Source organism: Streptomyces cyaneofuscatus (assembly GCF_033109485.1).
Classification (GTDB): domain Bacteria; phylum Actinomycetota; class Actinomycetes; order Streptomycetales; family Streptomycetaceae; genus Streptomyces; species Streptomyces cyaneofuscatus.
Genome location: NZ_CP137002.1, coordinates 6,614,718 through 6,631,969, shown reverse-complemented (window position 1 = coordinate 6,631,969; position 17,252 = coordinate 6,614,718). Strand labels below are relative to the sequence as shown.

General features: G+C 72.0%; 16 protein-coding genes. 8 read left to right on the top strand and 8 right to left on the bottom strand.

Annotated features, from left to right (window positions below):
* Positions 1-33 precede the first annotated feature (33 nt).
* Positions 34-756 carry a ZIP family metal transporter gene (locus R2B67_RS29220; RefSeq protein WP_018512214.1) on the bottom strand — a complete coding sequence of 241 codons (723 nt, stop codon included), beginning with the start codon at positions 754-756 and terminating at the stop codon, positions 34-36.
* Positions 757-926: 170 nt separating this feature from the next.
* Here R2B67_RS29220 and cobC point away from each other — a divergent pair, with 170 nt between their 5' ends.
* Positions 927-2,507 (top strand): Rv2231c family histidinol phosphate aminotransferase CobC, encoded by a 1,581-nt coding sequence (cobC, locus tag R2B67_RS29215; protein ID WP_317822222.1) that lies wholly within the window; start codon positions 927-929, stop codon positions 2,505-2,507.
* Between the two features lie 117 nt (positions 2,508-2,624).
* On the opposite strand, the gene R2B67_RS29210 is transcribed toward cobC, so the two are convergent.
* Together R2B67_RS29210 and R2B67_RS29205 are read right to left on the bottom strand one after the other, a co-directional pair.
* Complete coding sequence (locus R2B67_RS29210; protein WP_317822220.1) at positions 2,625-3,755, bottom strand: SCO1860 family LAETG-anchored protein; 1,131 nt, start codon at positions 3,753-3,755, stop codon at positions 2,625-2,627.
* A 313-nt stretch (positions 3,756-4,068) separates the two neighbouring features.
* On the bottom strand, positions 4,069-5,145 hold the full coding sequence (locus tag R2B67_RS29205) for an amidohydrolase family protein (RefSeq protein WP_381075220.1): 1,077 nt from the start codon (positions 5,143-5,145) through the stop codon (positions 4,069-4,071).
* A gap of 112 nt (positions 5,146-5,257) precedes the next feature.
* Here R2B67_RS29205 and R2B67_RS29200 point away from each other — a divergent pair, with 112 nt between their 5' ends.
* From R2B67_RS29200 to R2B67_RS29175, 6 genes are all read left to right on the top strand, one after another.
* Entirely contained in the window at positions 5,258-6,364 is a 1,107-nt protein-coding gene (locus R2B67_RS29200; protein ID WP_317822219.1) for a pyridoxal-phosphate-dependent aminotransferase family protein, read from the top strand.
* Between the two features lie 308 nt (positions 6,365-6,672).
* The gene (ectA, locus tag R2B67_RS29195) at positions 6,673-7,203 is read left to right on the top strand and encodes a diaminobutyrate acetyltransferase (RefSeq protein ID WP_078533124.1); all 531 of its coding nucleotides are present in this window, start codon (positions 6,673-6,675) and stop codon (positions 7,201-7,203) included.
* Positions 7,204-7,393: 190 nt separating this feature from the next.
* Positions 7,394-8,656, top strand: coding sequence for a diaminobutyrate--2-oxoglutarate transaminase (ectB, locus tag R2B67_RS29190; RefSeq protein ID WP_161263391.1), 1,263 nt, complete (start codon positions 7,394-7,396; stop codon positions 8,654-8,656).
* 84 nt (positions 8,657-8,740) lie between these two features.
* Entirely contained in the window at positions 8,741-9,139 is a 399-nt protein-coding gene (locus R2B67_RS29185) for an ectoine synthase (RefSeq protein WP_018512207.1), read from the top strand.
* Positions 9,140-9,145: 6 nt separating this feature from the next.
* Complete coding sequence (gene thpD / locus R2B67_RS29180) at positions 9,146-10,039, top strand: ectoine hydroxylase (protein ID WP_018512206.1); 894 nt, start codon at positions 9,146-9,148, stop codon at positions 10,037-10,039.
* Between the two features lie 102 nt (positions 10,040-10,141).
* Complete coding sequence (locus R2B67_RS29175) at positions 10,142-11,176, top strand: VOC family protein (protein WP_317822217.1); 1,035 nt, start codon at positions 10,142-10,144, stop codon at positions 11,174-11,176.
* On the opposite strand, the gene R2B67_RS29170 is transcribed toward R2B67_RS29175, so the two are convergent.
* Positions 11,152-12,222 (bottom strand): alkene reductase, encoded by a 1,071-nt coding sequence (locus tag R2B67_RS29170; protein ID WP_317822216.1) that lies wholly within the window; start codon positions 12,220-12,222, stop codon positions 11,152-11,154. The genes R2B67_RS29175 and R2B67_RS29170 overlap by 25 nt on opposite strands.
* Positions 12,223-12,419: 197 nt before the next feature.
* Between R2B67_RS29170 and R2B67_RS29165 the strand changes: the two genes are divergently transcribed.
* Positions 12,420-12,926, top strand: coding sequence for a MarR family winged helix-turn-helix transcriptional regulator (locus tag R2B67_RS29165; RefSeq protein ID WP_317822214.1), 507 nt, complete (start codon positions 12,420-12,422; stop codon positions 12,924-12,926).
* A 36-nt stretch (positions 12,927-12,962) separates the two neighbouring features.
* On the opposite strand, the gene R2B67_RS29160 is transcribed toward R2B67_RS29165, so the two are convergent.
* From R2B67_RS29160 to R2B67_RS29145, 4 genes are all read right to left on the bottom strand, one after another.
* Positions 12,963-14,021 carry an aminotransferase class V-fold PLP-dependent enzyme gene (locus R2B67_RS29160; protein ID WP_317822212.1) on the bottom strand — a complete coding sequence of 353 codons (1,059 nt, stop codon included), beginning with the start codon at positions 14,019-14,021 and terminating at the stop codon, positions 12,963-12,965.
* Between the two features lie 88 nt (positions 14,022-14,109).
* Positions 14,110-14,826 (bottom strand): DsbA family oxidoreductase, encoded by a 717-nt coding sequence (locus R2B67_RS29155; RefSeq protein ID WP_161268011.1) that lies wholly within the window; start codon positions 14,824-14,826, stop codon positions 14,110-14,112.
* 156 nt (positions 14,827-14,982) lie between these two features.
* The gene (locus R2B67_RS29150; protein ID WP_317822208.1) at positions 14,983-16,542 is read right to left on the bottom strand and encodes a hypothetical protein; all 1,560 of its coding nucleotides are present in this window, start codon (positions 16,540-16,542) and stop codon (positions 14,983-14,985) included.
* 44 nt (positions 16,543-16,586) lie between these two features.
* The gene (locus R2B67_RS29145; protein WP_317822206.1) at positions 16,587-17,198 is read right to left on the bottom strand and encodes a DUF1349 domain-containing protein; all 612 of its coding nucleotides are present in this window, start codon (positions 17,196-17,198) and stop codon (positions 16,587-16,589) included.
* Positions 17,199-17,252: the final 54 nt, after the last annotated feature.

Here is a 17,252-nt window from a genome sequence, read left to right as displayed (position 1 = left end):
GCGTACGAGGGCGCGTGAAGGCGCGCGTACGGCTCACTCCGCGATGCCGACCACCAGCCAGATGAAGCCCACGCCCCCGATGGTGCAGAGAAGGGTGGAGCGGGCGGGATGGGTGTGGTGTGCCTCGGGAAGAATCTCCGCAGCGGCCAGGTAGAGCAGGGCTCCGCCGAAGAATCCGAGATAGCCGCCGAGCAGTTCCTCCGGAAGGGTGAACAGCAGCGTCGTCGCGGCGCCCACGACCGGTGCCAGGGCGGCCGCGAACAGCATCAGGAGCGCCTTGCGGCGGGCGTTCCCGTAAAGACTGGTGAGGGTGTACGTGTTGAATCCGTCGGCGAAGTCATGACTGATCACCGCCAGCGCGACGGCCACGCCCATGGCTCCGCTGACCTGGAAGGCGGCGCCGAGGGCGATGCCGTCCATCAGGCTGTGGCCGACCATCGCGGCGGCCGCCGTGAGCCCCACCTGCGGCACGCGTTCACCGCTCGCCCCGTGTGCCACCTGGCGTACGGCGAGCAGCCCCTCGACCAGATGGGCCACCAGGAAGCCGCCGACGAAGAGCAGCAGGGCGGCGGGCACCCCGAACACCGGGGTCCCCGCGGCCTCCATCGCCTCCGGCAGGAGGTCCAGGCCGACCACGCCGAGCATCAGTCCGCCCGCGAAGCCGAGCACCAGGTGGCGGCGGTCCGTGACGCGTTGCGCGACCCAGCCGCCGGCCAGAGTCATCAGGAACGCGCCGAGCGCGACGAACACCGCCATGGGGTCTTGCTAGTCGATCGACCCCGCCGACCGCATCTCAGGGTGTCCTTACCCGGGCCGCCCGCACCCACCCGTACGCCCGGGTCCGTGACCCGTACGGCCGCCGGGTCCGTGACCGTATACGGAACAGCTCCACCCCCCACCGCTTGATGTGAAAGGCAGGCTCCGCCATGACGACCCCCACACCCGAGCCCGGCGCGCGGAACCTGGTCGTCGGGGTCGGTGCCCGCCGGGGAGCGCCGCTCGGCGAGGTGTACGGCCTGATCGAGGAGACCCTGCACGGGGCGGGGCTGCGGACCGCCGATGTGGTGGAGGTGGCGACCGTCGACGCGAAGGCGGACGAGCCGGGGATCGTGGGGGCGGCGGCCCGGCTCGGGGTGCCGGTGCGGACGTATCCGGCGGCGGCGCTGGCGACCGTGCGCGTACCCAACCCGTCGGGTGCGGCGGCCGGGGCGGTGGGCACGCCGTCGGTCGCGGAGGCGGCGGCGCTGATCGAGGCGGACGAGCTGGTGGTGGAGAAGGCCGGCGGCAAAGGGCTCGCAACCTGCGCCGTGGCACGCCGGTTTCCGGCCGTCCTCCCGTCATTCCCTGTTTCCGGCGAGAAAACTTCCACCCCCCTCGTGACGGAAGGCCCCCGGCCGTTCACCATGACAGCCATGAATCCCCCCACGCATCCCCCCACGCGAGACATCGAGAGCGCCGGGCCCGACCTGCGCCACCACGGCGACGCGGAGGTGCGCGGCGAGAATCTGACGGATCTCGCCGTGAACGTCCGTACCCACACACCGCCGGAGTGGCTGCGCCAGCGGATAGCCGCGTCGCTGGTCTCGCTGGCCGCCTACCCCGACGGCACCCCGGCCCGGGAGGCGGTCGCCGAGCGGCACGGACTGCCGGTGGAACGTGTCCTGTTGACGGCGGGCGCGGCCGAGGCGTTCGTGCTGATCGCCCGGGCGCTGCCGGCCCGGTACCCGGTGGTCGTGCATCCGCAGTTCACCGAGCCGGAGGCGGCGCTGCGGGCGGCCGGGCACGGGGTGGGGCGGGTGCTGCTGCGGGCGGAGGACGGCTTCCGGCTCGATCCGGCGGCGGTGCCGGAGGAGGCGGACCTGGTGGTGGTCGGCAACCCGACCAACCCGACGTCCGTGCTGCACCCGGCGGCCCTGCTGGAGCGGCTGGCCAGACCCGGGCGGACGCTGGTGGTCGACGAGGCGTTCATGGACGTCGTGCCGGGCGAGCGCGAGGCGTTGTGCGGGCGGACGGACATCCCCGGTCTTGTCGTGCTGCGCAGCCTCACCAAGACCTGGGGGCTGGCCGGGCTGCGGATCGGTTACGTCCTGGCCCACCCGGAGACCATCGCGCTGCTCGCCGAGGCGCAGCCGCTCTGGCCGGTGTCGTCCCCGGCGCTGGCGGCGGCGCAGGCGTGCATGGAGCCGCGGGCGCTGGTGGAGGCGGCCGAGGCGGCGGACCGGATCACCGTGGACCGGGCCCATCTGCTGGCCGGGCTCGCGGAGTTCAGCGAGGTGCGGGCGGTCGAGGAGGCCCGGGGGCCGTTCGTCCTGGTCCGGCTGGAGCGGGCGGCGGAGATCCGGGAGCGGCTGCGGCTGCTGGGCTTCGCGGCCCGGCGCGGCGATACGTTCCCGGGGCTCGGGCCGCAGTGGCTGCGGCTGGCCGTACGCGACCGGGCGACGACCAACCGCTTCCTCCAGGCCCTGGACCAGGCCGTTCAGGCGCTGCCCGCGCGAACGGGGCGCTGAGGGGGGCTCGGCACAGCCCGTGGGGCGGCGGCGTCGCCTCGTACGGACGCCACCGCCCCACGGTCCCGTGTGCGGGCGCTGATCGGCCCCGGGCTCGGATCAGGTCCCGGGCGCGGATCAGGCCTGGCTGCCGCCGCTGCGCCGGCGCGCGACCACCGTGGCGCCCGCGCCGATCGCCAGCAGGAGGGCCGCACCGCCCGCGATGTACGGGGTGGTGGAGCTGCCGCCGGTCTCGGCGAGGTTGGCCGTGGTGGGGGCCTTGCCGCTGTCGGAGCCGGTCTGCGGCTTCACATCGGTACCGCCGTCGCCCTGGTCACCGCCGGTGGAGCCGCCGTCGGAACCGCCCGTGGAGCCGCCGTCGGAACCGCCCGTGGAGCCGCCGGTGTCACCGCCGGAGGAGCCGCCCGTGGAACCCCCTGTGCCGCCGGTCCCGCCGCTGGTGTCGCCGCCCGTGGAACCGCCGGTGGAACCGCCCGTGGAGCCGCCGTTCGTGGAACCGCCGTCGCTCTCCCCCGGCTCCTCGGGCGTCTTGGGCCCCTCCGGGGTCTCGCAGGTCGCCTCGGCCAGGGTGACCTCGCCGTCCACCTCGGCCACGTTGAGCTTGAGCGGGTTCACCGAGACCTTCAGCTGGAGCGCCGTCGCGGCGGCCGTACGCGAGGTGGTCTCCGTCTTCGACAGGTCGAGGCTGACCTCGCCGACGCCCGGCACCACGACCCGGGTCGGTCCGCCCGCGGAGAGCGTCACCTTCTTGCCGAGCACCTTGACATGGCCGAGCACGTTCGATTCGGCGACGGGCTGCTTGCCGACCTCGCAGAGCGCCTTGGAGGTCACCTTCTCGACCTCGATGAGCGAGAGCAGCGGCAGACCGGGGACATGGACCCGGGCCTTGGCCAGGTTGGTGTATCCCTCGGCCTTGTGCTCGTCCACGGTGGCGTTCGCGGTGGCCACGTCGGCGCGCAGGACGCTGACCGGCTTTCCGCCCTCCACGCCGTCCAGGTTCACCGACAGTGCGGTCTTCTCGGCGCTGGCCGGGGCCTGCACCTCGTTGAGCGTGACCTTGAGGGGCACCTGGACGGACTTGTTGAGGAGGGAGACGTCGAGCGCCGTACGGAGCACGACCGCGCTCGCCTTGCCCTCGCCGCCGGTGGCGGGCGTCGCCGGAGCTGCCTGCGCGGGGACGGCGGCAAACAGAGCGACGGGAGCGGCGGCGACCGCCAGGGCAGCGAGACGGAAGGTGTTGCTGTTCAAGATGGTGGAACCCCCACAAGAGACATGGAGCCACCGGCACAGTCCAATGGGGGACATCGCCTGCGCCGGTGGCCTCGACTCCGTGAATCTTTACGCACTGAGGGTGAACTGGCGGATACCTGACGTGAGTTCACCCCAAAGGGGGGTTTCCGCGCGCATATTCGAATCTTTCGGCACGTGCGTTCCCTCCTGCCTCACTCCGTCACCCGTTTCACACGGTGTGAGCCAGGTGCGAGCCGAGAGCGGCGACGGGCCGGGCAAAACCAACGAGCCGGGGGCCGCATCCGTCACTGCCTGTCAACCCGGCGCCACCTCAGCCGATCACCCGCCCGTTCAGCACGATGTGGCGCGGGGCGGCCAGCACCCGGACGTCCGCGCGCGGATCCTCGTCGTAAACGACCAGGTCGGCCGGAGCGCCCTCCTCAAGGCCCGGCCGCCCCAGCCACCGCCTCGCCCCCCACGCGGTGGCGGAGAGGGCCTCCAGGGCCGGGATGCCCGCCTTCACGAGTTCGGCGACCTCGCCCGCGACCAGGCCGTGCGCCAGCGAGCCGCCCGCGTCGGTGCCGACGTAGACCGGGATGCCGGCGTCGTACGCGGCGCGCACGGTGTCGTAGCGTCGCTCGTACAGCTGCCGCATATGGGCCGACCAGCGCGGGAACTTGGCCTCGCCGCCCGCCGCGAGGTCGGGGAACGTGGCGATGTTGACCAGCGTCGGGACGATCGCGACGCCCCGCTCGGCGAAGAGCGGGATCGTCTCCTCGGTGAGGCCGGTGGCGTGCTCGATGCAGTCGATACCCGCCTCCACCAGATCGCGCAGCGCGGCCTCGGCGAAGCAGTGCGCGGTGACGCGGGCGCCCAGCCGGTGCGCCTCGGCGATGGCCGCCTCGACCTCGCCGCGCGGCCAGCAGGCGGTGAGATCGCCCGCGTCCCGGTCGATCCAGTCCCCCACCAGCTTGACCCAGCCGTCGCCGCGCCGGGCCTCCTGGGCGACGTACGCGACGAGGTCCCCGGGCTCGATCTCATGGGCGTAGTTACGGATGTAGCGGCGGGTCCTGGCGATGTGGCGGCCGGCCCGGATGATCTTCGGGAGGTCCTCGCGGTCGTCGATCCAGCGGGTGTCGGAGGGCGATCCGGCGTCCCGGATGAGCAGGGTCCCGGCCTCCCGGTCGGTGAGCGCCTGCTTCTCGGCGGTCGCCGCGTCGACCGGGCCGTGCCGGTCCAGGCCGACATGGCAGTGCGCGTCGACGAGGCCGGGCAGCGCCCAGCCCGTGACGGTCTCCGCGCGGTCCGCGCCCGGCGGCCGGTCGAAGGTGATCCGCCCGTCGACGGCCCACAGTCCGTCCCGCACCTCGTCCGGGCCGACGAGGACCCGTCCCCTCACCCGCAGCACCCGCTGCCCGTCCCGACCGCTCATCTGATCACTCATACGCGGCACTGTACGAGGCCCTCGGTAGGCTGCTGGAGCCTGTCGACCGCCGACCGAACCCGAAGAGAGCCCCGCCGTGACGCACCCCTTCCTCGACCTCCCCCCGCTGACCGCCGCGCACTTCGCGGCCATCGAGCGACGGGTGGCCGCGCTCCTCGCCACCGAGCAGGACGTCGTCATCACGCAGGGCGAGGCGCTCCTGCCGCTGGAGGGCTGCATCCGCAGCGGTGCCCGCCCCGGCTCGACCGCGCTGAACGTGGTCACCGGACCGTACGGGCAGACCTTCGGCAACTGGCTGCGGGACTGCGGCGCCGAGGTCGTCGACCTCGCCGTGCCCTTCCACACCGCGGTGACCGCCGGCCAGGTCGCCGACGCGCTCGCCGAGCACCCGGAGATCGACTTCGTCTCCCTGGTGCACGCCGAGGCGGCGACCGGCAACACCAACCCGGTCGCGGAGATCGGTGAGGTGGTCCGGGCGCACGGGGCGCTGTTCATGCTGGACGCGGTCGCCTCGGTGGGCGCCGAGCCGCTGCTGCCGGACGCCTGGGGCGTCGACCTGTGCGTGATCGGCGCGCAGAAGGCGATGGGCGGTCCGGCCGGGGTGTCGGCGGTGTCGGTGAGCGAGCGTGCCTGGCAGCGGATCACCGCCAACCCGGCCGCCCCGCGCCGCTCGTACCTCTCGCTCCTGGACTGGAAGGAGCGCTGGATCGACGGCGGCCGCACGGCGCTGCCGCACGCTCCGGCGCAGCTGGAGATGCTGGGCCTGGAGGCGTGCCTGGAGCGGATCGAGGAGGAGGGCCTGGACGCGGTGATGGCCCGCCACGCCTCGGCCGCCGCGGCGACCCGGGCGGGTGCGGTGGCGCTGGGCGGCGGTCTGGAGCCGTACGTCCTCGATGCGCGGGACGCCGCTCCGGTGGCCACGACGCTGCGCGCCCCGGCGGGGACCGACGCCTCCGCGCTGGTCGCGCGGGCGCTGGAGCTGGAGCCCTCGCTGCCGCTCATCGCGGGCGGCGGGGCGCTGGCCAAGGAGATGATCCGGGTCAATCACTACGGGGCGGATGCGACGCGGGGGGCGGTGCTGTCCTCGCTCGCGGCTCTGGGGGCGGCGCTGGGCGACGCGGGCCGACGGGTCGACTTCGAAGATGCCCGCCGTGCGGTGACGGAAACCTCGCCGGACCTCTGATATTCATAATGCGGGGAGCTGCTTTATCGAAAGCAGCTCCCCGCATTCTTCTGCCCGCTTTCCCGCCCCCTAAACGCAGGAGTTTTCCCGGGGCCCGAACTGCATGATTCGGACACGTCTCAGAGGAGTTACAACCCTGTGACCGACTCCACACCGACGGCGTTATGCCCGAAAAATTCGGGACAAAGAGCGGGAAATCGTACCCGGATCGTGGGGGGTCTCACGCACGCCTGATAACACAGACGGGCGCGTCACCCAACCCTTTGCCTCGATGCAATTTAGAAATTTGCTGGGTAAATTCAATTCGCATGACCGCCGCACCAGCAGATTTTGCCCGTGCCCGAAGCGAATTCCTGAGTATCGACACGCCACGAGTGGAGGACGGAGCCGCGATCTGGCGCATCGCCCGCGACTCCGAGGTCCTGGACCTGAACTCCTCGTACAGCTACCTGCTGTGGTGTCGTGACTTCGCCGCGACGTCCGCCGTCGCCCGTGGCGAGGACGGCGAGCCGATCGCCTTCGTCACCGGCTACATCAGGCCCGACCGCCCCGAGACCCTCGTCGTCTGGCAGGTGGCCGTCGACCAGGCACATCGTGGCAAGGGACTCGCCGCCACCCTGCTGGACGCGCTGACCGCCCGCGTCGCCTCCGACCAGGGGCTCTCCTGCGTCGAGACGACGATCACCCCGGACAACACCGCCTCCGACCGGCTGTTCACGTCCTACGCCCAGCGGCACGACGTCCCGCTGGAGCAGGAGGTCCTCTTCGACGGGGTGCTGTTCCCCGAGGGGACGCACCTGCCGGAGGTCCTCTACCGGATCGGCCCCTTCGCCGACTGAGCCACCTGAGCCACCTGGGCCGCCCTGAGCGGACAGGCTGCTCCGTTCCCGGCCCGGCGTACCTGACCCGTACGCCGGTTTCCCCACGACTTTTCGCGCCGGCCGACCACCCGGCGCGGTCCCGGCCGCCTCCGTGCGGCAGGGAGCACCGACCACTGCCCGTCACACCCCCTCACGCAGGAGATCCGCTGTGACCATCACACCGCCCGCACTGAGCGTCTTCGAGACCCTGGAGTCGGAGGTCCGTAGCTACTGCCGCGGCTGGCCCGCCGTGTTCGACCGCGCGCAGGGCGCCCGGCTGACCGACGAGGACGGCCACTCCTACCTGGACTTCTTCGCCGGGGCCGGCTCGCTCAACTACGGCCACAACAACCCGGTGCTGAAACGAGCGCTGATCGACTACATCGAGCGCGACGGCATCACCCACGGCCTGGACATGGCGACCACCGCCAAGCGCGCCTTCCTGGAGACGTTCCAGAACGTCATCCTGCGCCCGCGCGACCTCCCGTACAAGGTGATGTTCCCCGGCCCGACCGGCACCAACGCCGTCGAGTCGGCGCTCAAGCTGGCCCGCAAGGTCAAGGGCCGCGAGTCCGTCGTCTCGTTCACCAACGCCTTCCACGGCATGTCGCTGGGCTCGCTCGCCGTCACCGGCAACGCGTTCAAGCGGGCCGGCGCCGGGATCCCGCTGGTGCACGGCACCCCGATGCCGTTCGACAACTACTTCGACGGCACCGTCCCGGACTTCCTCTGGTTCGAGCGGCTCCTCGAGGACCAGGGCTCCGGGCTGAACAAGCCCGCCGCCGTGATCGTGGAGACGGTCCAGGGCGAGGGCGGTATCAACGTCGCGCGCCCCGAGTGGCTGCGCGCGCTCAAGGAGCTGTGCGAGCGCCAGGACATGCTGCTGATCGTCGACGACATCCAGATGGGCTGCGGCCGTACCGGCGGCTTCTTCTCCTTCGAGGAGGCCGGCATCGTCCCGGACATCGTCACGCTCTCCAAGTCCATCAGCGGCTACGGCCTGCCCATGTCGCTGTGCCTGTTCAAGCCGGAGCTGGACATCTGGGAGCCGGGCGAGCACAACGGCACCTTCCGCGGCAACAACCCGGCCTTCGTCACGGCCGCCGCCGCGCTGGACGCCTACTGGGCCGACGGCCGGGTGGAGCAGCAGACCAAGGAGCGCGGCCTCCAGGTCGAGCAGGCGCTGCTGGCGATCTGCGCCGAGGAGCCGACCGCGCAGTTCCGCGGCCGCGGCCTGGTCTGGGGCATGGAGTTCGAGGACCCGGCGCGCGCCTCGGCGGTCTGCGCCCGCGCCTTCCAGCTGGGGCTGCTGCTGGAGACGTCCGGCCCGCAGAGCGAGGTCGTCAAGCTGCTGCCGCCGCTGACCATCACCACCGAGGAGCTGGACGAGGGGCTGCGCACGCTGGCCCGCTGCGTCCGCGAGACGGCCTGACCCGGCGAGTCCGGGGCAGGCGGGAAGTAGCGCCCCGGGCCCGCGGGGCCCGGGGCGGAGTTCAAGAGAAAGGCACTGCTCACTGTGATCGTCCGATCGTTCAAGGACATCGAGAACACCGACCGGCATGTGAAGTCCGCGTCCGGCACCTGGGAGAGCAAGCGCATCGTGCTCGCCAAGGAGAAGGTGGGCTTCTCGCTCCACGAGACCGTGCTCTACGCGGGTACGGAGACCTCCATGTGGTACGCGAACCACATCGAGGCCGTCCTGTGCACCGAGGGCGAGGCCGAGCTCACCAACGACGAGACCGGCGAGACCCACTGGATCTCCCCCGGCACGATGTACCTGCTGGACGGGCATGAGCGGCACACCCTGCGGCCCAAGACCGACTTCCGCTGCGTGTGCGTCTTCAACCCCCCCGTCACCGGACGGGAGGACCATGACGAGAACGGTGTCTACCCACTGCTGACCGAGGAGGCCTGAACCACCATGACCACCGAAGTACGCGCCGATCTGTACCCCTCGCGCGGCGCCGCCGAGATGACCACTCCCCGCCAGGACCCGGTCATCTGGTCCGCGCCGGGCGCACCGGGCCCGATCGCCGCCAAGGATCTCCAGGGCTACGAGCACGACGGCTTCCTCACCGTCGACCAGCTCATCACCCCGGACGAGGTCGCCGTCTACGAGGCGGAGCTGAACCGGCTGATCACCGACCCGGCGATCCGTGCCGACGAGCGCTCCATCGTGGAGAAGCAGTCGCAGAACGTACGGTCCGTCTTCGAGGTCCACAAGATCAGCGAGGTCTTCGCCGCTCTGGTCCGCGACGAGCGGGTGGTGGGCCGGGCCCGCCAGATCCTCGGGTCGGACGTGTACGTCCACCAGTCCCGGATCAACGTGAAGCCGGGCTTCGGGGCCACGGGCTTCTACTGGCACTCGGACTTCGAGACGTGGCACGCCGAGGACGGTCTGCCGAACATGCGGACCGTCTCCGTGTCGATCGCGCTCACCGAGAACTTCGACACCAACGGCGGGCTGATGATCATGCCCGGTTCGCACAAGTCGTTCCTCGGCTGTGCGGGCGAGACGCCGAAGGACAACTACAAGAAGTCGCTCCAGATGCAGGACGCCGGCACCCCGTCCGACGAGGCGCTGACGAAGATGGCCGACCGCCACGGCATCAGGCTCTTCACGGGCAAGGCCGGTTCGGCGACCTGGTTCGACTGCAACGCCATGCACGGCTCGGGCGACAACATCACCCCGTACGCGCGCTCGAACGTCTTCATCGTCTTCAACAGCGTGGAGAACGAGGCGCAGGAGCCGTTCGCGGCGCCGATCCGCCGCCCCGAGTTCATCGGGGCGCGGGACTTCACCCCGGTGAAGTAGCGGCACACGCCTGCGTGATGGGCCCGGGACGGTACGCCGTCCCGGGCCCTCGCCGCGTAACTCGCTGGACCCCGCCACCGGCCGCCGGAGAGGGTGGCGGCCATGACTTCCCATGTACGGCACATCACCGTCGGCTGCGCCGACGCCCACGCGCTCGGCAGCTTCTGGTCGAAGGTGCTCGGCGCCCCGCTCGCCGACGACGACTTCCCCGGCGATCCGGAGGCCCTGCTCGAAACCCCCGGCGCGGCGATCCTCTTCGTCCAGGGGCCCGACGCGAAGACCGTCAGGAACCGGGTCCACCTCGACATCCGGCCGCAGGACCGCACCCGGGACGAGGAGGTCGAGCGGCTCCTCGCGCTCGGCGCCACCCTGCTGGAGGACCACCGCAAGGCGAACGGGCGGGGGTGGGCGGTGCTGGCGGATCCCGAGGGCAACGAGTTCTGTGTGGAGTGTTCCGCCGCCGAGCGGGCCGCGCTGACCGGGACCCGGCTGCCGGTCACCGCCGACGATGTGACGACCGCCGTCCGGCTCGCGGTGGACACGTTGGCCGGGGCCCCGGCGGACCGCTGGGAGGCCCTCGCCGGAACGCTGGAGTGGACGTGCTGGGAGACGGCGGAGCATCTGGGCGACGATCTCGTCTCGTACGCCGTGCGGCTGGGTCCGCGCACACCTCCGCTGGAGCGGAACCTCCCCCTCCGATGGACCTCCGAACGCCCGGGCGGGCCGTACAGCCTGCTCTTCGCCGACCGGGCGGCCGGGCCCGCCGGGCTGCTGGCGACGCTGGAGGCGAGCGGTGCGCTGCTGGCCTCGATGGTGCGGACGACGCCGCCGGAGGTGCGCGCTTACCACGTCTACGGGGTCTCCGACCCGGAGGGCTTCGCCGCGATGGGTGTGGTGGAGACCCTGGTGCACACCCATGACCTCGCCGAGGGGCTGGGCCTTGCGTGGGCGCCGCCGACCGCGCTCTGCGACCGGGTGCTGGCCCGGCTCTTCCCCGACGCCCCGGCGGGCGGGGACCGGTGGACCGTGCTGCTCTGGGCCACCGGCCGCGCCGGACTGCCGGACCACCCGCGCCGCACGTCATGGCGGTGGGACGGGCGGCCTCTGGAGGATCAGACGGCGTCGAGCGCCGGGTAGTCGGTGTAGCCCTTGGCGTCGCCGCCGAAGAAGGACGACGGGTCGGGGGTGTTGAAGGGACCCCCGGCCTTGAGCCGGGCGGGCAGGTCCGGGTTGGCGAGGAAGAGCACGCCGTACGAGATGAGGTCGGCGATCCCGTCGTCGATCACGGTGTGGGCGTCCGGCCCGGTCGGCCCGTCGGAGTGCACGTTGATCAGGACGGTGCCGGTGAAGATCTTGCGCAGGGTGAGGGTCAGCTCGCGGATCGGGGCGCCCTCCAGGATGTGCAGGTAGGCGAGGCCCAGCGGCTCGATCTCCTGGGCCAGCGCGGTGTAGACGGCCTCCGGGGCGGGCTCGTCGATGTCGTTGTAGACGTTCGAGGGCGAGATGCGCAGCGCGGTGCGCGCCGCGCCGATCTCGGCCGCGACCGCCTTGACGACCTCCACGGCGAACCGGGTGCGGCCGGTCTCCGAACCGCCCCACGCGTCGGTGCGCAGGTTGGTGTTGGGCGCGAGGAACTGGTGGATGAGGTAGCCGTTGGCGCCATGCAGCTCCACACCGTCGAACCCGGCCTCGATCGCGTTGCGGGAGGCGGAGACGAAGTCGGCGATGGTCTGCCGGATCTCGGCGTCGGTCAGCTCGTGCGGCTCCACGAAGTCCTTGGGGCCCTCGTGGGTGTAGACCTGTCCCTCGGCCCTGACCGGGGAGGGGCCGACCGGGACCAGTCCTTCGGGGAGCAGGACCGGGTGGCCGATGCGGCCCGCGTGCATGATCTGGGCGAAGATGCGGCCGCCCTCGGCGTGCACCGCGTCGGTGACCTTGCGCCAGGAGGCGACCTGCTCGGCGCTGTGCAGCCCCGGCGTGAAGGGGTAGCCCTGGCCCACGACGGAGGGCTGGATGCCCTCGGTGATGACGAGGCCGGCCGAGGCGCGCTGGGCGTAGTAGGCGGCCGTCAGCTCGGTGGCCGTACCGCCCTCGCCCGCTCGGCTCCGGGTCATCGGGGCCATCACGATGCGGTTGGCCAGCGGGGTGCCGGACAGGTCGATCGGGTCGAATGCGGTGGTCATGCGGGCTCTCCAAAGAATCTGCGGCAAGGAGCAAGGGGTACGGGACCGGCCGGCAAAATATGTGGTCGGCCAATCATTGGCACTGGCGTCACTGTAGCTCATTACTTGGCCGACCAAGGTAAAGTGTGGGCAAGAGCCGCCGGGCATCATCGAAGCCCCACCTGAGCCCCACCGGAGCAGCACCGAGGAGCCCCGACATGGACACCGGCCACGCCGCCACCGCAGACGTCCCCTGTACCGACGCGCTGCCCGGAGCAGCGCTCGGCGGGCCCGTGAGCCACGCCGTCTCGCGCGTCGCCCGGCTGCACCGGATCGCGGCGGGGAAGCTGCTGAAGGGGCTGGGCCTCTACCCCGGCCAGGAGCTCCTGATGATGCACCTGTGGGACTCGGGGCCGGTCCGCCAGTCCGAGCTGATCCGGACCCTGGACCTGGACCCGTCCACGGTCACCAAGATGCTCCAGCGCCTGGAGCAGACCGGGCACGTACGCCGCCGCCCCGACCCGGACGACCGGCGGGCCGTGCTGGTCGAGGCGACGGACGAGAGCTGCGCGCTGCACGCGGCGGTGCGGGACGCGTGGAGCAGCCTGGAGGAGCACACGCTCGCGGGGCTGGAGAGCGATGAGCGCACCGAGCTGACGCGGCTGCTGGCGAAGGTGGAGGCCAACCTCTGCCAGGAGACGGAGGGGTGCCCGGAGCGCGGCTGAACCACCGCCCCGGACCCCTCAGCCCAGCACCTCCAGTCAGCCCAGCACGTCCAGCACCCGGTCCACATCCGCCTCCGTGTTGTAGAGGTGGCAGGAGATCCGCAGATTCCCGGCCGGGGCCGAGACCGCGATCCCGGCCCGGGTGAGCTCGTCGTGGCGGCGCTCCAGCCCCGGCACGGAGACGATCGCCGACTCCCCCGGCACCACCTGGTGCCCCAGCTCCGTCAGCCCCGAGCGCAGCCGGTCGGCGAGCGAGGTGGCGTGCGCGTACAGCGCGTCGGTGCCGATCTCCGCGAGCAGCGCGAGGGAGTGCTCGGCCCCGTGGTACGAGAGGAAGGCGGGCGGCTCGTCGAACCCCCGGGCGCCGGGGGCGAGTTGCTCCAGCGGACCGTAGTTGTTCGTCCAGGGGGCCCCGGCGGAGACCCACCCGGCGAAGAGCTTCGGCAGGGTGTCCTGCGCCTCCTCGGTCACGGTGAGGAACGACGTACCGCGGGGGCAGAGCAGGTACTTGAACCCGCCGGTGACGGTGTAGTCGTACGCCCCGGCGTCCAGCGGGGACCAGCCCGCCGACTGGGTGGCATCCAGCAGCGTGCGGGTCCCGTGGGCGGCGGCGGCCGCGCGGACGGCGGCGAGGTCGGCGACCCGGCCGTCGGCCGACTGGACCGAGGAGAAGGCGACGAGCGCGGTGGTGGGCCGTACGGCGTCGGCGAGGTCCGCGAGCGGGACGTACCGCATGCGCAGGTCGCCGCGGAGCGCGAACGGGCTGACGACGGAGGCGAACTCCCCCTCGGGCGCCAGGACTTCGGCGCCCGCCGGGAGCGAGGCGGCGATCAGCCCGACATGGACGGTGACCGAGCTGCCGGTGGCGACCCGGTCCGGCCGCACCCCGGCGAGCCGGGCGAAGCCGATCCGGGCCGCCTCCACCGCGTCGAAGCTGCCCGCGCCGATCCGGCGGCCGGCGGCGTTCTCGTCGGCGAGGGCCTTGACGGCGGCGATGGTGCGGCGGGGCAGCAGCCCCCAGCTGGAGGTGTTGAGGTACGTGACCTCGGGCGCGAACTCGGCGGCGGCCACCTGGCTGAGCGGAGAGATCGTCATACGCCCAGCCTGGAGCCCCCGCGACTCATAGTCAATTGCCGAAATCCGCGGGGCGCACCCAAGAAATACTTATGGACGAGGCTGGCGCTCAGCCCTTCGGAACCTCACAGGCGCCGTCCGTGTCGCAGGCCGCCGCGTCACCGCCGACGGTGGTCAACGCGGTGGCCGGGCGGTCCTTCCACGCCTGCTCCAGCGCCTGGACGAAGACCTCGGAGGGCTGGCCGCCGGAGATCCCGTACCGCCGGTCGAGCACGAAGAACGGCACCGCGTTGGCGCCCAGCTCGGACGCCTCGCGCTCGTCGGCCCGGACCTCGTCGGCGTACGCCTCGGGGTCGGCGAGCACCGCACGCGCCTCGTCGGCGTCGAGCCCGGCCTCCACGGCGAGGGCGAGCAGCACGTCGTCGTCGAAGACGGACCGCTCCTCGGCGAAGTTGGCCCGGTAGGCGAGGGTCAGCAGCTCGTCCTGGCGGCCCCGGGCCTTGGCCAGGTGCAGCAGCCGGTGGATGTCGAAGGTGTTGCCGTGGTCCCGGCCCTCGGTGCGGTATCCGAGCCCCTCGGCCTGCGCGTTGGCCGCGACGTTGGCCTCCATCGAGGCGGCCTCCTCGCGGGTCCGCCCGTACTTGGTGGCCAGCATGTCGATGACCTGCTCGGTCTCCCCCTTGGCCCGCCCGGGGTCGAGCTCGAAGGAGCGGTGCACGACCTCGACCTGGTCCCGGTGGGCGAACTCGGCGAGGCCCTTCTCGAAGCGGGCCTTGCCGATGTAGCACCAGGGACAAGCGATATCGGACCAGATCTCGACGCGCATGACTCTTCTTCTCTCCAGGGTGACGGGGGTCGCGGACGGGTGTGCGGAGGCCGCCCCACAGGACGGGCCTCTCGTTCGAACACCGAACCTGACCTGGTGATTCCCGGGGCGGCCCGTCCCTGCCGGAGCGATTCACGCAGAGATTCACGCAGGGATTCACACAGAGGGGGCGCAGCTCTTCGAGGGCTTGTCCACCGGGATGATGCGGAGCTTGTCCATGGGCATCTTGAGCGCGCTCTTCTCGGCGGGGTCCCAGAGCACAGCGGTTCCGGACGCGTCGCCGATCTTCAGATACGGACGGGAGGGGCGGAACTCCCCTCCGTCGACATGGATGTCCTTGACCGGGCCGATGGGGCGCACGCACACCCACTGCGGGGAGATGCCGAAATACGCGTCCACGGCCTTCCCCGACGCTGCCGCCCGCACCGCGCCGGCCCCGGCGTGGGCGGCTGTCTGGAGGCCGAAGTTCCAGACGCCGGACATCAGCAACACCAGGGCGAAGAAGCCGAGAAGGGTGAAACCGATCCATCGGTCGCGTACGCACCAGTGGAGATGCTGGAGATAGCCGAGCCCGGCCAGGGCGACGAGCCAGAGGTTGACCGCGAGCCCCAGCCTGACCGTGGCGATGACCTGCCAGAGCCTCGGAATCTCCACATCCTCCAGGTTCAGGCCGAAAGCATCCAGATAGAGCGCGTGGAGCCCGAGGCCGAGGGAGGGGAAGAACCCCAGGACGAGCGGCAGCACCGCGGGCAGCAGCCAGGGGGCGACGACGCGCCAGCTCCACTGGCGTACCAGCAGGCGGATCCCCGTGAAGACCGCATAGCCGGCGGCGACGACCACCAGGCCCATGGCCCCCGAGGGGCCGTCGGGCTCGCCGGAGAGCTCGATCATGGTTCCGACCGCGGCCATGCCCGCGCCGAGCCCCAGCGCCGACATCAGAGCGGCCCCGGGTTTGCCGGGCATGATCCGGGTCAGCCAGTAGGCGGCCGGCCCCAGAGCCGCGACCGCCACCGCGCCCAGCACCCACCAGGCGGCGAAGCCCTGCGGCCAGAGGCGGGCGATCAGGGACGAAGCGATCATGAGGACCGCCGCGGCGTGGCAGAGCTTGAAGATCTCGCGGTCCTCCCGCCGCCGCCTCGCGGTCACGGCCCCGGGGTCCGGGTCCGGAGTCGCCATGGGCCGGCGCACCGTCGCGCGCGGCGAGGGGGTGACCGCGCCCGGCAGCGTACGCGTGGCGAGTTCCTCGGCGCGCGAGCGGGACGCGGCGGAGATATGACGCCCCGTTCGGTAGGGCGCGAGCCGTTCCGCACACCACCGCCGGACCTGCCTCTGCCACCGCGCCCGACGCGTCGGAGAGTTCGTCGGGGGGCCAGCCGTCTCCGGGCGCTCGTAGGCGAACCAGGTCGGCCGGTGCTCGGGATCCCTGACCACCAGGTCGGTGACCTCGACGACGAGATCGAGCTGCAGCTCGTCCCCCACCACCTCGATGCGCTCCCGCGCTCCGCGCCGGGCGTTGACCCGGCTGCCGGGGAAGCGGCACTCCAGCAGATAGCGGGTCGTGCGTGCGCTCATCGCCGTCGAGGGGCCGCCCTCCTTCTGGAGAACCGGCCACCTTCTCTCCCGCAGCGCCTCCTCGAAGTCCTCGCACTCCGTCGTCGTTCCCAGCAGCTCCACCACGGCTATCGCCCGCTGGTCGAATTTCAGCGTCGCCGACACCGGCCGGCCCCCGTTCTCTCTCCGATCTCTCTCCGAGCTGTCCCTCACCGCCCGTCGCGCAGGTTCTCCACTCCCCCGGGCAGGAGCGCGATCCGGTCGAAGACCGCGCCGCAGCCCTCGCCGGTCGGCGACTGCACCAGGAAGCCGACGCGGGCGGCCGCCCGCTGCTCGGCCGTGCCCAGGGTGAAGACGCGGACGAAGGTCCAGGTCTCGCCGTCGGCGGAGGCGTGGAAGGCGTAGGCGTTGCCGGTGCGGCTGAGGCGGAGCCAGTAGCTGTCGTCCTCCACCACGAAGGCGTTGGCGTCGTCGGAGTGGCCGCGGGTGACGACGCTGCACACGGTCGCCAGGCCCGAGGAGTGCTCCAGGCAGAGCTTGGCCCAGTCGTGGTCGCCGAGGTGGAGGTGGAGCGCCCCGGCGTCGCCCGCCGCGACCAGGCCGGGGCGGACCCGGGCGAGGAGGCGGAAGTCGCCGTCACCCACCGCGCCGAGCAGGCGTGGCGTGTCGGTGGCGGAGACCGGGGCGTCACCGGACGGCGGTACGAAGAGGTCCTGGCCGGGGCCCGCGCGGCCGGTGAGCATGGAGTCGGCGTGGGTCCAGCGGCCGTCGGGGCCCTCCGGGGCCAGGGCGAAGGGGAGGCCGTCCAGGTGCAGGGTCATGCGCGGAATCCGATCAGGTGCGGGTGCGAGTGCGGGTGCAGGTGCAGGTGCAGG

Coding starts and splice junctions, on each gene's coding strand:
- R2B67_RS29220 (WP_018512214.1), bottom strand. CDS start 756: ATGGCGGTGTTCGTCGCGCTCGGCGCGTTCCTGATGACTCTGGCCGGC.
- cobC (WP_317822222.1), top strand. CDS start 927: ATGACGACCCCCACACCCGAGCCCGGCGCGCGGAACCTGGTCGTCGGG.
- ectA (WP_078533124.1), top strand. CDS start 6,673: ATGACCGCCGCACCAGCAGATTTTGCCCGTGCCCGAAGCGAATTCCTG.
- thpD (WP_018512206.1), top strand. CDS start 9,146: ATGACCACCGAAGTACGCGCCGATCTGTACCCCTCGCGCGGCGCCGCC.
- R2B67_RS29175 (WP_317822217.1), top strand. CDS start 10,142: ATGACTTCCCATGTACGGCACATCACCGTCGGCTGCGCCGACGCCCAC.
- R2B67_RS29170 (WP_317822216.1), bottom strand. CDS start 12,222: ATGACCACCGCATTCGACCCGATCGACCTGTCCGGCACCCCGCTGGCC.
- R2B67_RS29165 (WP_317822214.1), top strand. CDS start 12,420: ATGGACACCGGCCACGCCGCCACCGCAGACGTCCCCTGTACCGACGCG.
- R2B67_RS29160 (WP_317822212.1), bottom strand. CDS start 14,021: ATGACGATCTCTCCGCTCAGCCAGGTGGCCGCCGCCGAGTTCGCGCCC.
- R2B67_RS29155 (WP_161268011.1), bottom strand. CDS start 14,826: ATGCGCGTCGAGATCTGGTCCGATATCGCTTGTCCCTGGTGCTACATC.
- R2B67_RS29145 (WP_317822206.1), bottom strand. CDS start 17,198: ATGACCCTGCACCTGGACGGCCTCCCCTTCGCCCTGGCCCCGGAGGGC.